Below are 14170 nucleotides of genomic sequence, written 5' to 3'. Positions count from 1 at the left end.
AAGACTATGAAACAGTGGAATAGGGTAAAGAATTGGTTGCGTAGTGAGGGTAGTGTTCGAAAACTGATCGTGATTGTTCTGATTCTTTTGATAGTTTGGCTATTGAATTCAACCAAGTCGATTTGGTTAAGTTTAGCTCGGAGTATGTGGTCTATTTTTAAGCCTTTTGTGTACGGATTTTCGATAGCGTTTATTTTTGCCCATCCGATTCGATGGTTAGAACAGAAGAGTATTCCTAAAAAAATAGCTGTTTTTTTGGTTTATGGGCTTGTTTTACTGGCGTTATTTCTTTTAGTGGCGAATTTGATTCCGGTCTTAACCGTTCGTTTATCAGCGATGATCAATTCTGTCATTTCGGCAGTAAATGAGTTGTATGTTCGTTATAGTCATTATTTAAGTAACGATAGTGGTACGTTAGCGGTGATGGTTCGAGCTGCGATTCGGCAGTTATCTAGTCTGCAAAATTTAATTCCTGGTGTGACATCAGAATTGCCATCGGTCTTAAATAGTACGATTTCCATGGCGATTACGTTTATTTTTTCCTTTGTTATCAGTGTTTTTATGTCGTTTCAGTGGGATTCTATCAAAGAGACGGTGTCTAATTGGAGCGAGAAGATGAGTCCTAAAGGATCGGAAGTCACTTTTGCGATTGCGGATGAGGTTCAAACATACATTCATTCTTTATTCATACTGATGGTGATTAAGGTAATAGAGTATGCACTTGTGTATTCTTTGTTAGGACATCCGGATTGGTTTATTCTTTGTATTTTAACAGGGTTGGCTTTGTTAGTGCCTTATATTGGACCGATGGCGGTATATGGATTAGCCATTTTAACAGCTGTTGGGATGCCAATTGGACGTTTTGGTTTTTTGGTTGTGATTCTATTGATTTTATCTAATGTAGATGACTATGTGATTTCTCCATTAGTACATGCCCGTAATACATCCATCACCCCTTTATGGGTTTTATTTTCCATTATGGTGGGAAATACGCTCTTCGGTATTATTGGGGTTATTATAGCCATTCCTGTCTATCTAGCCATCCATAAGTTTTTGAAATTACGGAAGTATAGAAAGGATGATAGCTATGAACAAGAAAATTAAAAAAGCCAGTTTAATTCTGGCTTTATGTGTTTCTGTGGTCTTTGGAGGTTGTCAAGCTAAGAAGAAAAAAATTGCATATACCGTTTATCCGGTGGAATATTTATTAAAAATCATCGGACAAGACCAATTGGATATGGTTTCCATTCAGCAAAAAGGAGCTATTAATGTGCAATCCAGCACCAGAAGTGCTCAGACTTCTTCTATTTTAAGCCAAGCGGGTATTTATTTTCATATTGGTTCTTTAGAACCGTATGGTTCAGTTTTAAAAGAGGAGTTGGATTCCTATAGCCGTTTGAAAAAAATTGATCTAAGCAATGGGAATGCGGTTTATGATTTTGGTCGTTATCGAACAGAAGTAAAGAACGGAAAGGAAGTGACTCATGTTGAAAATTACTATGAGGATGCTTCATTTCAACTGGTCGATACTCATAAGCGAGATTTATATCTTTGGTTAGTTCCTATTACAATGCTGTCAATGGCTAAAACCATTCATCAAAACTTAGTTGAACTTTATCCTGAACGTAAAAAACTCTACGATCAACATTTGGCTTTTTTGGAAAATGAACTGATCAGTTTAGATGCAAAATACCAAGATTTAGCGAATCAGTTGGTGAAAGAAAAGAAACGAATTGCTTTTGTGAGTGTTACCAGCAGTTTTGGATCTTGGCAGAAAGCTTATGGTTTTGAAATCTATCCGTTAGTTTTAAGTAAATACGGAGTTCTTCCAAATAGAAAACAATTAGATTTTATTAAAGAAAAAATTAAACAAAATAAAGTTCATTACATTGTACATGAAGAAAATTTAAGCCAAGAAATGGAAGATTTATACCAGAAGGTTAAGAAAGAATTGAACTTAAAGGAAGTTTCTTTATCCAATCTCTCATCTAAACCGGTTACGGATAAAAACAAACAAAAAGACTATGTTTCTATTATGTATGAGAATTACAATCATTTAGTAAACATGGTAGAAAGTAAGTAGGTGTAGAATGAAAACGTTATTATTAGTAGATGGTAATTCTATGTTGTTTCGGGGTTATTATGCAACAGCATATGGTCGACCAATGAAGACCAGTTCAGGAATCCCGACCAATGCGGTTTTTGCGTTTGCGACCATGTTACAAAAAGCCATAGATATTATCCGCCCAGAGGCTGTTTTAGTGGCTTTTGATGCCGGTAAGCATACTTTTCGACATGAATTATATGAAGGATATAAAGGAGGCAGAAAACAAGCTCCTGAAGATTTAGTACCTCAATTTCAAATGGTGCGTGATTACTTAGAGGCCTTTGGAATTCAATGGGTTGAAATGGAGAACATCGAAGCTGATGATTTGGTTGGTTCTACTGCGAAACAAAACGATTGTTTCAAAACGGTCATCTTATCTTCTGATAAGGATTTATTGCAATTAGTGGATGAAAAAACAACTGTCATGTTGATGAAAAAAGGAATTACGGAGATGGAAGAGATGACACCATCTTCTGTGAAAGAAGCGATGGGAGTAACCCCGGTTCAAATCATTGATTTAAAAGGTTTGATGGGAGACAGTTCGGATAATATTCCAGGAATTCCAGGAATTGGCCAAAAAACAGCTGTGAAGCTGTTGGAAACATATGGAACGGTTGAAGAAGTATTGGCTCATCAAGGTGAACTGAAGGGTGCCTTGCAAAAAAAAGTCAATGAGGGGCATGATTCCGCTCTTTTATCTAAACAATTAGCCACTATTAAAACAGATGTATCACTACCTTATACCATTTCGCAACTTGGCTTTCATCCAACCTATGATAAGTTAATACAGTTCTTAGAAACACTCGAAATGCGTCAGTTGGTACGTCAATATCATACTCTGATGGATCATGAAAATGTGGTTGAACGGAAGGAAATGAAAGTGAAAGTGGTACATCAATTACCATTAGGTTTTTTTCAACAAGACTTATGGATGATGGTGGATGAAGACCATGCTATTTTCAATGAGGCTAATGTCTATGGACTTGCTTTTGCGAATCAGCAAGAATGTCTTTATATCAGTTTGAAGGATTATTTAAAAGACACTTCCTATCCGCAAGCTTGGAATGAAACTTCTTATCGGCGAACAACCTATGATATCAAACGAAATGCTCATTTATTAGAAAAAAATGGAATTTATCTAAATTTTAGTGATGATGTGATGATTTATACTTCTTTAGTGGATTCCACGATTACAAGCTTTAAGAAATTAAAAGAAAAAAGTGAGTGGCAAGAAACAATTCGCTATGAAGAAGTTTATAAAAAAGAAGAACTGATAGAAAAAAACCAAGCGGCTTATTGTGCCTCTGTGCTTCGAAATTTAATTCAAGTGGATCAAGAATACTATCCGAAATTAAAAGAGATGAATCTGATATCTTTATATCGGGATGTCGAGTTGCCATTAGTGACCATTTTAAAGGATATGGAACAAAAAGGAATTCGATGCGAAGAGAAGGTTTTGGATCATATTGCTGAAGGTACGTTAGCGAAGATTCAAGAATTGGAAAAGGCTATTTATAAAGTGGTCGGTCATGAATTCAATTTGAATTCTCCTAAACAATTGGCAGTTGTTTTATATGATGAATTGCAAATTTTGAAAGGAAAAAAGCGGTCTACCGCAGCCGGAGAGTTGGAAAAGATACAAGGATTATATACGGTTGTTGATGATATTTTGGCGTATCGAAAATATTCAAAATTATATAGTACGTATGCGGAGGGGTTAAAGAAATATATTCAAGCAGATGGAAAAATTCATACCGTGTATAATCAAGCCGCTACGCAAACAGGTCGTTTATCTTCTTCAGAACCAAATTTACAAAATATTTCTGTCCGTGATGAAGAAGGTCGGGAAATCCGCAAAGCTTTTTTGCCGGAAGAAGGTTGTGTTCTTGTTTCCTCAGATTATCATCAAGTGGAATTGAGAATTTTAGCGCATATGGCAAAGGTTCCTAATTTAATCAAAGCTTTTCAAAATGAGATGGATATTCATTCCCAAACGGCGATGGACTTATTTGATTGTTCTTTGGAAGAAGTAACACCACTTCAGCGTCGTCAAGCTAAAACGGTCAATTTTGGTATTGTTTATGGAATCAGTGATTTTGGATTAGCATCTCAATTGGGAGTTAGCCGTTTTGAAGCAAGAGATTTTATTGAGAAGTATTATCGTGTTTATCCTGAAATTAAAACGTATATGGAATCGGTTATTCATTTTTGTAAGGAAAATGGTTATGTGGAAACCCTTTGTCATCGGCGAAGGGAAATTCCTGAAATTCATGATAAAAATAAACAGATTCAGGCTTTCGGAGAAAGGGCAGCAATGAATGCACCAATTCAAGGAACCGCTGCCGATTTGATTAAATTGGCCATGATTCAAGTACGCGAAATGATAGATGAAAATCATTTGAAGGCCAAGATGATTTTACAGGTACATGATGAACTAATTTTCAATGTACCATTAGAAGAAGTGGAAATAATGAAAACAATCATTCAAAAAGGAATGGAAACAGCAATGAGCTTAGATGTACCATTGACTTCAGAAATTTCTATTGGCCAAACTTGGTATGAGGCGAAATGATGCCGGAATTGCCAGAAGTAGAAACGGTGGTTCGTACTCTTGAACAACAAATTTCCCAGTGTCAAATTCGGTCTGTCCGTGTTTATTACGATAAGATCGTAGGGGATCCGAAACGATTTACGGATTGTTTAAGCGGTCAACGGTTTCGTTATTTTTCCAGAAGAGGAAAGTATTTGTTGTTTCAACTGGATCGAAATACGCTAGTAGTTCATTTACGCATGGAAGGGAAGTTTTATATTCAAGATCCAAGAGAACCTTTGAACCGTCATATTCATGTGGTCTTTGATTTGGATAACGGTATGGAATTGCGATATATGGATACTCGAAAATTTGGTAGAATGGAAGTCTTGCCAAAGGAATTGGATTTGAAAAATTTTCATGGATTAGGACCGGAACCTTTTGATCCGATATTTGATTCAGAATATGTTTATGCTTTCTTGAAAAGGAAAAAGGCTCCATTGAAATCAGTTCTTTTAGATCAAAGTTTTGTGGCAGGAATTGGAAATATCTATGCCGATGAAATTTTAGCCAAGATTGGAATAAGACCAAAAATGAGTGCCCGTCGTTTATCAAAAAAGAAATGTGAGGCTTTAGTAGAAGCAGTGCAAGAAATTTTAGCGAACTCTATTGAATTAGGAGGAACTACCATTCGATCTTATACCTCTTCGTTAGGAGTGGCGGGTCGTTTTCAAACAAAGTGCATGGTTCACCTGCAAAAAATATGTCCAAAGTGCCAAAGAGAAATTAAAATGGTACGAGTAGCGGGGCGCTCAAGTTATTATTGCCCTCATTGTCAAAAGTCATGAAAAAAATAGGAATAACAGGTACAATCGCGGCCGGGAAAAGCAGTGTCGCCAAAATATTGAAATTGAAGGGGTTTCCGGTTTTTAATGCGGATCAATACGCTCATTTAGCCTATCTTCCTAAAAGCAAAGTGTATGAAGATTTATTGAAAATATTGGGAGAAAGCGTGCTGGACGATTTCAAACAGATAGATAAACAAAAGGTAGCCCAGAAAATTTTTGTGAATCTTTCTTTAAAAAAAGAAGTGGAAAATCTGATTCATCCTTTTGTGAAAGAAGGTCTGTTTCATTTCTTGGATGGGCAGAAGAAAAAAGAGTTTGTGTTTGCAGAGATACCACTTTTGTATCAAGTGGGATGGCAAGATCTCTTTGATTATGTCATGATTGTAGACGCCTCGAAAGAAGAAGTGATTAAACGTCTATTACATCATCGCCATTATTCAAAAGAGGAGTCTGAAAAACGTTATTTGCTACAGAAACAATCTCTACCTAATGATGAAACAACCATTTGGATTCAAAATAATGGCAGTAAAGAAGAATTAATTGATCAGGTCAATCGGACCTTAAGAGATCTTAGAAAGGGAAAACATGGAAATTCACGCTCAACAAAACTTTAAGATTAAGGTTGATTTCGAGAAAAGTGCTGCGGATGATTTTTCTTTGCGTTTTCTCTATGGTCCTTTATTAGAAAGTGCCTTATCCCTTTATGAAACTCTCTATGCACTAAATCAATTGAATAAACCATTATTTTCGTTTGGCTTTTTAATGACTTTTTCAAAAGTGGATGTGTATGGATTGGATAAGACTTTTGCTAAGTTGGAACAATATGCGTTGATTCGTGTTTATGAATCGGAAGATGGTTCGTATTTATTTGCTTTAAATAAGCCTTACTATCCAACAGCCTTTTTAAAAGAAAAAGTATTTATGGATGAATTAAAGTGGGTATTATCAGAAGAAAAATACCAAGAGTTAATGGTCAGTTTGCCTTATCAGGATGTTTCTTTGAATGGGTATCAGGAAGTAACACGTGTGGCATCACATCGTTTTCATTTGGAAAAAGATGGGGAACCTAAACTGGAGAAGAAATTGATTCCAGCTAATTTGGAATTATTTATGAACCGGGTGAAGCCATTGATTTTCCCGGTTCAATGGCGAACGAAAAGAATCTTGGAAGCTTTATCTATTCTGCAAAGTAGTTTTCAATTTAACTATAAAGAACTGGATAAATTGGTGAATCAAGCAACTCATCGCCATAATGATGAGGATAAGATCATAGCACAATTATATTATTCAGCCAGCCTTTTAGAGGCACCAAAAAAGGTATATGAAAATCCTTATGAAGCAGCACCAATAATTTTTTATCGTTCTCTTCAAAGACGGCAACCGACTTCAATTGAAAAGGATACTTTGGTTCAATTTGTGAAAGAGATGAAGACGTCTAATGAAGTGATGAACACTATCATTGAATGGGTGATTGGCCAAATTCAAGATTTGAATTTGAAATATTTATTAAAGGTTGGCTCTTCGGTTATGAATCGTCATTTAGATAAAAGAGAAGATGTACTAGCTTATTTGAATCAGCCAAAGGAAACTCCTACTTTAAGAAGAAAAGGGAAAGTGGTTCTTGAAGCCAAGCATTTAAATCATTCAAAAGAGGAAGAGGATATCACCTTTGATGTGGAAACTTTAAAGAAACAGTTGGAGAGGGGTAAGTTTTAATGAATCAGGATCTTTGGTCATCAGAAAAGAATAAAAACTACCAAGAACAAGCTAAAAAATTGGCGGATTCTTTAAAAAAGGATCCAGTTTTAATCCGGTATCTTCAATCTAAACAAATTTCTTTATCGTGTATTGATCAATATCCTTTTCGTTTAGCGAGATGGAGAAAACATTATGAACCTTGTCTTCATTGCTCCGATTTGAAATTTTGTGGGCAAAAGAAATGTGGTTTTTATGAAGGAATTCAATTGGAAGGTCATTTTGAGACTGTTTTAGAAGCTTGCCGTTATCAAAGAAAAGAAAGGGAAGAACGTTTCCATTTGGCCTATTATACATATAGTGAGTTGGCTTTGCAATTTGAAAAGGCTTCTTTTCAATCGATTGATATGGAAAAGGAAACTAAGGCTTATTTACAAGTAGTTAGTCGAGCAATGAATGCTTCGTATGAAAATCAAGGCTTATTTATTGAAGGCAGTTTAGGTTCCGGTAAAACGTATTTGGCTGCTTGTGCTTGCAATTCACATGCTTGGAAAAAAGAATATGTGAGTTTTGTTCATATGCCCAGCTTTGTTCAAAAAATGATGTCAATGATGGGTGATGGGGAATATAATCAATTTTTAAATCGTGTGAAAAAGGCAGATTTCTTGGTTTTAGATGATATCGGAGCTGAAGTGGTCAATGCTTGGACTCGAGATACAATTTTATTGCCAATATTGATGTATCGCTATGATCATCATTTATGTACTTGGTTTACTTCTAATTTAGATTTTAAAGATTTAGAAAAAAAATATTCGCAAACGTCAGGGATGGAAGACAAAATCGCCGGGGCACGAATTGTTGAAAGAATTCAATCCTTAGCGAAATCTATCGTTTTATCAGGAAAGGATAGACGCTTAAAGGACTAAAATGTGCTAGAATAGTATAGTTTTAGGGGGATAAATATGATCAGAAAGATTGGTGTTTTAACTTCCGGTGGTGATGCACCGGGAATGAACGCTGCCATTCGGGCTGTCACTCGTTTAGCTTTGAATAAAGGGGTAGAAGTGATAGGCGTACAGAATGGATATTACGGTTTATTAAACGAACAATTTCGCCCGTTGGAAAGAACAGATGTTTCGGAAATCTTAAACCGTGGGGGAACTACTTTAGGTTCAGCTCGTTTGCCTGAATTCAAGGATGAAGAAATTCAAGATAGGTGTGTTATCAACCTTAGGAAACAAGGAATTGATGCCTTGGTGGTGGTTGGCGGCGATGGTTCGTATCGAGGAGCACTGGCTTTGACGAAAAAGGGAATCCATTGTATTGGGTTACCAGGAACCATTGATAACGATATTTCGGGTACGGATTTCACAATTGGTTTTGATACAGCTTTACAGACATGTGTTGAAAATGTCGATAAATTGAGGGATACTTCTTCCTCACATCATCGTTGTTCTTTGGTAGAGGTCATGGGAAACCATTGTGGTGATTTAGCGTTATATACCGCTATTGCTTGTGGAGCAGAAATCGTGATTAGTCCGGAAACGGGGTTTGATGAAACGGAAATTCTAGAACGGTTGCGATATTTAGGTTCAGCCGTTCATAAAAATCATGCGATTGTCATTTTATCTGAAAAATTAACAGATGTAGATGCTTTAGCCAAGAAAGTAACGTTACATACAAACTTTTCAGGTCGAGCAACTGTTTTAGGGCATATACAAAGGGGTGGATCACCAACACCAACGGATCGTATGCTGGCATCACGGATGGGGGAAAAAGCGGTGGACTTGTTAATGCAGGGCATCGGTGGTCATTGCGTTGGTATTATTAACAATGAGATTACATCACTTCCTATTGAAGAAGCGTTGGAATTACCCCGTAAAAGTCGTAAGGCATTATATCGTTTGTTTGATCGTTTAGTATAAGGAGGACAGTATGGAAAACAAGCATTTATTTAAGAAGACTAAGGTGATTTGCACCATTGGTCCATCATCAGAATCGGAAGAAAAATTAAAGGAATTGGCTTTTGCCGGCATGAATATTGCCCGTATGAATTTCTCTCATGGAACATATGAAGAGCATAAAGCTCGTATGGAATCGGTTCGTCGTGTTTCCAAGGAAACGGGAATTATATTAGCTGTTGCTTTAGATACGAAAGGACCAGAAATTCGTTTAGGTGATTTCGCAAATGATGTGGAACAGTACGAAATTGGTGAAATCGTTACTTTGGTGAAGGAACCAATGTTAGGAAGTCATGATCGTTTTCATGTTCAAGTTCCTGAATTATTTGAAGATTTAAAAGAAGGTAATATCATTTTAATTAATGATGGTAAGATGCGTTTAAGTGTTTTGGATAATAATGGTTCAGAAATAAAGGCTCGTATTGAAGTGGCGGGTCCAATTAGTTCTCATAAGGGTTGTAATGTACCTGGTGTTAAGTTATCTATGCCATTCATTTCTGAAAAAGACGAAGCCGACTTGCGTTTTGGATGCCGGATGGATGTTGACTTTATTTTTGCTTCTTTTGTTCGTCGTAAGGAAGATGTTCAAGCCATTCGCTCTATTTTAGTGGAAGAAGGAAAACCAAACATCAATATCATTGCTAAAATTGAAAACCAAGAGGGATATGACAATATTGATTCGATTTTAGAAGTAGCTGATGGTGTCATGGTAGCACGTGGTGATTTGGGTGTTGAAATTCCTACGAAATTAGTTCCTATCTATCAAAAACATATTATCAAAAGAGCAAATGTCATTGGTAAGCCTGCCATCACGGCCACTCATATGCTGGATTCTATGACGGCGAATCCTCGCTGTACTCGAGCAGAGGCTTCAGACGTATGTAATGCGGTCTTAGACGGTTCTGATGGTGTTATGTTGTCGGCTGAATCGGCAGCAGGTTCTTATCCGGTTGAGGCTTGCGCAACGATGTCGGAAATTGCAGAAGAGGCAGAATTGGTTATTAATTATGCACATCGTTTGGAATGGTTGAAAAATTCCTCGCAAAAAACAGTTCAGGATGCTGTTTCAATTGCTATTTCTGATGCAACATTAACTTTGGATAATATTGCGGCTATTGTTGTTTTTACACAAGGTGGTACAACAGCTCGTCGTATTTCTAAGTTCCGTCCGGCTGTTCCTGTTCTTGCAGTTACATTTAAGGAAGATGTTCAGCGTAGACTGTTGGCTTATTGGGGTGTCATGCCTATTTTATCCAAAGTGCAAAATCAATTGACGAATGATGATGAATTAGCTTCTGATTTCGCAAAGAAATTTGGTGTGAAACCTGGTCAACAAATTATTATTTCGGCTGGTTATCCTACTGGTGAGGGTTCTGCCAATATGATGAAAATTATTACAGTGAAATAGAAAGAGAAAATTTTAGGCTTGTTGAATGATATCGTATCAACAGGCTTTTTTATTTCCACATAAATATAAAAATAAAAAGTCCTTAAAATAAGGACTTTCAAGAAATGTTAAAGCGCAGGAACAGGGATTTGAACCCTGGCACCGTGTTACCGATCTACAAGCTTTCCAAGCCTGCCCCTTCAACCACTTGGGTATTCCTGCAGTGCCTTTTTATTTTACTATAATGAGATAAAAAAGCAAGAAAAATTGCCATTGGAGCTTACAATGATGTTAATATCCTTTCTTTCTTTTGCAATAATATGGTAAAATCTTGTAGGAATAAATTTTCTTTGATCTAATTTGAAAATAATTCGGTACATGAGTAGGAACTAAAATGAACATAAAAAGAAAAATTAATACATTCATCATCACTTTTTTAGCGGCTGTTTTTTGTGGTCTCAGTATTAATCTTTATCTAAAAGCGGGAATAGGAAGCGACTGTATCACTGTTTTTGAGGATGGCTTACATCATAGTTTAGGGATTACAGTTGGCTGGGCTTCTATTTTATATAGCTGTTTATTTATTGCGATAGCTTATTTGTTTGCCAGAAAATACTTAGGTCTATCCTCTATTTTATTTTCAATCTTGGTTGGACCGGTTATTGATTGGATCCAACCATGGATGAATGTGTTTGAAAATCCAAATCATTTTTTTAGTCAAATTATCTTTGTTCTATTCGCTATCTTTTTCATTGCTTTATCAGCCAGTTTACTTATCCTTGAAGAAAACGGAATGAATCCATATGATTCAATTGCGACTGCTTTGTCCGTTCGCTTTAAAAAACCGTATAAGCTTATTCGAACGATGATGGATTTTCTTTTATTTTTAATTGGCTGGGGGCTAGGGGGTCGTATCGGCTTAGGAACGATATTAGCCTCTCTTTTGACCAGTGTTACAATTTCCTTTTTGGTACAACAATTTAAAAAGGCTTAATTAACTCATAGTGGACTTTATATCATTGATGAGCGTTAATAGGCACATCAATATTGAAAACACATAATAGACCAGTCTCATGATATAGACTAGGAGAAATCTATTATGTATGAGACAGAATTAATTACTAGCTTTAACAAACTAACACAATCACAACAGGATCGTATCCAAAGAGAAATTATAGATTTCTGTAATCTAAATGATCGCTTGGGTGATAATAGACCATATCAGTGTCCTTATTGCCACAAGAAGACAAAGATGATCAAGAAAGGCTTTGCCCATGGTAAACAGCGATATCTCTGTATGGAGTGCAAGCATCAGTTTACTTATGATTCACATATGATAACTTCCTTTTTGAAGATCGATATAGATGACTTTGTAGAGATCTGTATCGATACCTTGACACAGTTGGCCAATCCCGACTAACCAAAAATATTAGGATACCTTCAAAAATAATATTACTCAATGCTCTACCATATGAAAAGCTTGCATGGATGATACATTATCCATTTGTGATAACTGAGAAGAGGTTAAAGAACCACAATTTATTTAGTTTCTCATTACAAGAATGAGTTATAAGTCCACGTTAAGTTAATTAAGCCTTAATATTAATGAGTTTTGAGATTATATTGAGCGGACTATCAATTTATGCTAGAATAAAAAACTAAAAATTTAGTTAGAGATTATTGAGGATAAGCAATTATATGAGTAATGGAATATCTATTGGAAAAGGCATTCTATGGGTGCTTGTTTGGTTTGGTTTTATGATTTTTTATACGGTTCTTGATATTTCAATCTGGAGAAAAATTGCATCTGAACAAAGTCGATTTTTAAACTTAATTACTGTTGCTATATGTATGGCAATATTTTTTAATCTACTAATGACAAAAACAAATTTTAAACTACGTTTATTTTCAAATATTTCTTTTCTGGGAATAATATTAGCATTAGGGTGTTCCATATTGTTTTATTTCCTTTTAGATAAGGGATTAGATCCCCTGTTTGAAGATTTATTTCCATCAAGTAAAGAAAATTACCAACAAATTATCCGTTTAATACAGATATCACCGATTGTCAGTTTTCTTGATTTTTGTATCCTTGCACCTATTCTTGAGGAAGTTTTAATGAGAGGTTTTTTGCTTGATGGTCTTTCTATAAACTATGGGAAAATGGTTGCCTTACTCATATCTGCCACATTTTTTTCAATACTTCATTTTAATATTGCTCAAATGGTACCCTCATTTATATGCGGTATAATTTTAGGTTTACTTTATTTTTATACTGATTCTATATTTTCTTGTATCCTTGCTCATATGGGATATAATGTGATTTCATATATGATGGTAATGTTACCTAAGCTATAGAGTAGGTTATAAAAAGGAAGTAAGAGCAAATAGTCAATACTTCCTCGTCTCCGTTTTTCCACAGATACTGAATAAGCCTACAGTATTGCTTGAAAATTTCACTTTGAGCATTCAGATCAAATGAAGTCAGTCACATGTTCTGTATGGTATGGCTTGCAATTTTGAAATAAATTAACGATATACTCTGTGAAGCGAACCTCCTAAGTTGTTGTTCAACTTTTGGGGTTCACTTCAAATACAATATAGATAAATTTGAAATAAAACCTGAAAAGGTGAGGTAGTATCAAATAATACTACCTTTTTTTGGGATATAGATCTAATAAATTCTGAACACGAGATTGGATTTGTTCAATAACCTCTGTCGGTGAAAGAACTTTTAAATAAGAACTTTGTTGCATGAGCCAGGAAATCAAAGGAGGTGTGATGGCTGTTTTAACTGCTATATGATGCATATTCGGTTGATGATTTTTTAGAATAGTTATTTTTTCAAAACGTTCCAATAAATCAGTGATAAAAGGACTATTCTTTTCACAACGCAATTCTAATTGAAGCACTTTTTTAGAACCTTTATACATATTAAAATGACTTTCCAAATAATCTTCTAAGGAAAATGGTTGTAAAATAGCTTCTTTTTCGAGAATTTGTAAGTGAAGAATTTTATCTAAACGATAATTACGAATTTCTTTTTTCGGTTTATAATAGCCAATTAAATAATAGTGATTATTTTGAATATGTACGGCATAAGGACTGATGTGATAGAGTTGGTTATCATGTCTTGGAACTAAGTTATGATGGATATCATAGTCAAAATAATGGAATTGAAGTTGTTGATGGGATTGGATAGCAGTTAAACAAATGTCTAAGAGATTCGCTACTTTTGTTCTTGGTTCTTTCCTCAATGGTAAATGAATTTTTTGAAGTGAACTTTGGCGAAAAAGAAAGTCTTCAATCTTTTTACGACGCTTGTCCATTAACATATTGGACTGTCTTAAAGCTTGAACTAGTAAGAAAGTTTCCCCGGGTCGCAAAAAAGGTTTTAAATAATACCCTTGCTTCGATCCTTTTCGATCATAAATGATTTGGTACCCTTGATCTTTTAGAAGGGATAAATAGGTACGAATGGTTTTATCGCTGACTTCAGGATAACCTTTGATAGTTAGAGCCGAGATAATTTCTAACATAGAGAGTTTATTCTCTGGGCAGTGAGCTTCTTGTTGAAAAAGTTCCAGTAAAGAAAAACTCAATTGACTATATTTCCACTTAGTTTTTTTCATACAGTAATTA

Annotated in this window: 13 protein-coding genes and 1 tRNA gene; 12 read left to right on the top strand and 2 right to left on the bottom strand. The window is 35.4% G+C overall.

Going from position 1 to position 14170, the window contains the following annotated elements:
• Nucleotides 1-6: 6 nt before the first annotated feature.
• From HMPREF9013_RS04130 to pyk, 9 genes are read left to right on the top strand one after another with little or no spacing between them, the layout of a single operon-like run.
• Entirely contained in the window at nucleotides 7-1104 is a 1098-nt protein-coding gene (locus tag HMPREF9013_RS04130) for an AI-2E family transporter (RefSeq protein WP_006627122.1), read from the top strand.
• Nucleotides 1088-2083 carry a metal ABC transporter substrate-binding protein gene (locus HMPREF9013_RS04125; RefSeq protein ID WP_006627121.1) on the top strand — a complete coding sequence of 332 codons (996 nt, stop codon included), beginning with the start codon at nucleotides 1088-1090 and terminating at the stop codon, nucleotides 2081-2083. The genes HMPREF9013_RS04130 and HMPREF9013_RS04125 overlap by 17 nt, the downstream gene beginning before the upstream one ends.
• A gap of 7 nt (nucleotides 2084-2090) precedes the next feature.
• The gene (polA, locus tag HMPREF9013_RS04120; RefSeq protein ID WP_006627120.1) at nucleotides 2091-4679 is read left to right on the top strand and encodes a DNA polymerase I; all 2589 of its coding nucleotides are present in this window, start codon (nucleotides 2091-2093) and stop codon (nucleotides 4677-4679) included.
• Nucleotides 4679-5485: a bifunctional DNA-formamidopyrimidine glycosylase/DNA-(apurinic or apyrimidinic site) lyase gene (gene mutM, locus HMPREF9013_RS04115; protein ID WP_040333497.1), complete on the top strand. Its 807-nt coding sequence runs from the start codon at nucleotides 4679-4681 to the stop codon at nucleotides 5483-5485. Before polA ends, mutM begins: the two co-directional genes overlap by 1 nt.
• Nucleotides 5482-6099 carry a dephospho-CoA kinase gene (coaE, locus tag HMPREF9013_RS04110; protein WP_006627118.1) on the top strand — a complete coding sequence of 206 codons (618 nt, stop codon included), beginning with the start codon at nucleotides 5482-5484 and terminating at the stop codon, nucleotides 6097-6099. The genes mutM and coaE overlap by 4 nt, the downstream gene beginning before the upstream one ends.
• Entirely contained in the window at nucleotides 6071-7201 is a 1131-nt protein-coding gene (locus tag HMPREF9013_RS04105) for a DnaD domain protein (protein WP_006627117.1), read from the top strand. The genes coaE and HMPREF9013_RS04105 overlap by 29 nt, the downstream gene beginning before the upstream one ends.
• Nucleotides 7201-8106 (top strand): ATP-binding protein, encoded by a 906-nt coding sequence (locus HMPREF9013_RS07215; protein ID WP_006627116.1) that lies wholly within the window; start codon nucleotides 7201-7203, stop codon nucleotides 8104-8106. The genes HMPREF9013_RS04105 and HMPREF9013_RS07215 overlap by 1 nt, the downstream gene beginning before the upstream one ends.
• Before the next feature lie 36 nt (nucleotides 8107-8142).
• The gene (gene pfkA, locus HMPREF9013_RS04095; RefSeq protein ID WP_006627115.1) at nucleotides 8143-9105 is read left to right on the top strand and encodes a 6-phosphofructokinase; all 963 of its coding nucleotides are present in this window, start codon (nucleotides 8143-8145) and stop codon (nucleotides 9103-9105) included.
• A 10-nt stretch (nucleotides 9106-9115) separates the two neighbouring features.
• Nucleotides 9116-10549, top strand: coding sequence for a pyruvate kinase (pyk, locus tag HMPREF9013_RS04090; RefSeq protein WP_006627114.1), 1434 nt, complete (start codon nucleotides 9116-9118; stop codon nucleotides 10547-10549).
• A 113-nt stretch (nucleotides 10550-10662) separates the two neighbouring features.
• Here the strand turns inward: pyk and HMPREF9013_RS04085 are convergent.
• Nucleotides 10663-10750: transfer RNA gene (locus HMPREF9013_RS04085), tRNA-Ser, on the bottom strand.
• Nucleotides 10751-10922: 172 nt separating this feature from the next.
• On the opposite strand from HMPREF9013_RS04085, the gene HMPREF9013_RS04080 reads away from it, so the two are divergent.
• The 3 genes from HMPREF9013_RS04080 (at nucleotide 10923) to HMPREF9013_RS04070 (ending at nucleotide 12886) form a co-directional block, all read left to right on the top strand.
• Nucleotides 10923-11522: a YczE/YyaS/YitT family protein gene (locus HMPREF9013_RS04080; protein WP_006627113.1), complete on the top strand. Its 600-nt coding sequence runs from the start codon at nucleotides 10923-10925 to the stop codon at nucleotides 11520-11522.
• A 105-nt stretch (nucleotides 11523-11627) separates the two neighbouring features.
• Nucleotides 11628-11948, top strand: coding sequence for an IS1/IS1595 family N-terminal zinc-binding domain-containing protein (locus HMPREF9013_RS04075; protein ID WP_040333496.1), 321 nt, complete (start codon nucleotides 11628-11630; stop codon nucleotides 11946-11948).
• A 278-nt stretch (nucleotides 11949-12226) separates the two neighbouring features.
• Nucleotides 12227-12886: a CPBP family intramembrane glutamic endopeptidase gene (locus tag HMPREF9013_RS04070; protein ID WP_006627112.1), complete on the top strand. Its 660-nt coding sequence runs from the start codon at nucleotides 12227-12229 to the stop codon at nucleotides 12884-12886.
• A gap of 293 nt (nucleotides 12887-13179) precedes the next feature.
• Here HMPREF9013_RS04070 and HMPREF9013_RS04065 read toward each other — a convergent pair whose 3' ends face one another.
• Nucleotides 13180-14160 (bottom strand): helix-turn-helix transcriptional regulator, encoded by a 981-nt coding sequence (locus HMPREF9013_RS04065; RefSeq protein ID WP_006627111.1) that lies wholly within the window; start codon nucleotides 14158-14160, stop codon nucleotides 13180-13182.
• Nucleotides 14161-14170: the final 10 nt, after the last annotated feature.

Source organism: Bulleidia extructa W1219, assembly GCF_000177375.1.
GTDB lineage: Bacteria > Bacillota_I > Bacilli_A > Erysipelotrichales > Erysipelotrichaceae > Bulleidia > Bulleidia extructa.
The sequence above is the reverse complement of the archived record's forward strand: the minus strand, read 5'-3'. Positions and strand labels throughout refer to the sequence as shown.

Bases quoted from the DNA above. Each gene is read 5' to 3' on its own strand.
- coaE (WP_006627118.1), top strand. From the start codon at position 5,482: ATGAAAAAAATAGGAATAACAGGTACAATCGCGGCCGGGAAAAGCAGT.
- mutM (WP_040333497.1), top strand. From the start codon at position 4,679: ATGCCGGAATTGCCAGAAGTAGAAACGGTGGTTCGTACTCTTGAACAA.
- pyk (WP_006627114.1), top strand. From the start codon at position 9,116: ATGGAAAACAAGCATTTATTTAAGAAGACTAAGGTGATTTGCACCATT.
- HMPREF9013_RS07215 (WP_006627116.1), top strand. From the start codon at position 7,201: ATGAATCAGGATCTTTGGTCATCAGAAAAGAATAAAAACTACCAAGAA.
- HMPREF9013_RS04070 (WP_006627112.1), top strand. From the start codon at position 12,227: ATGAGTAATGGAATATCTATTGGAAAAGGCATTCTATGGGTGCTTGTT.
- HMPREF9013_RS04105 (WP_006627117.1), top strand. From the start codon at position 6,071: ATGGAAATTCACGCTCAACAAAACTTTAAGATTAAGGTTGATTTCGAG.
- HMPREF9013_RS04125 (WP_006627121.1), top strand. From the start codon at position 1,088: ATGAACAAGAAAATTAAAAAAGCCAGTTTAATTCTGGCTTTATGTGTT.
- HMPREF9013_RS04065 (WP_006627111.1), bottom strand. From the start codon at position 14,160: ATGAAAAAAACTAAGTGGAAATATAGTCAATTGAGTTTTTCTTTACTG.
- HMPREF9013_RS04080 (WP_006627113.1), top strand. From the start codon at position 10,923: ATGAACATAAAAAGAAAAATTAATACATTCATCATCACTTTTTTAGCG.
- HMPREF9013_RS04075 (WP_040333496.1), top strand. From the start codon at position 11,628: ATGTATGAGACAGAATTAATTACTAGCTTTAACAAACTAACACAATCA.
- polA (WP_006627120.1), top strand. From the start codon at position 2,091: ATGAAAACGTTATTATTAGTAGATGGTAATTCTATGTTGTTTCGGGGT.
- HMPREF9013_RS04130 (WP_006627122.1), top strand. From the start codon at position 7: ATGAAACAGTGGAATAGGGTAAAGAATTGGTTGCGTAGTGAGGGTAGT.
- pfkA (WP_006627115.1), top strand. From the start codon at position 8,143: ATGATCAGAAAGATTGGTGTTTTAACTTCCGGTGGTGATGCACCGGGA.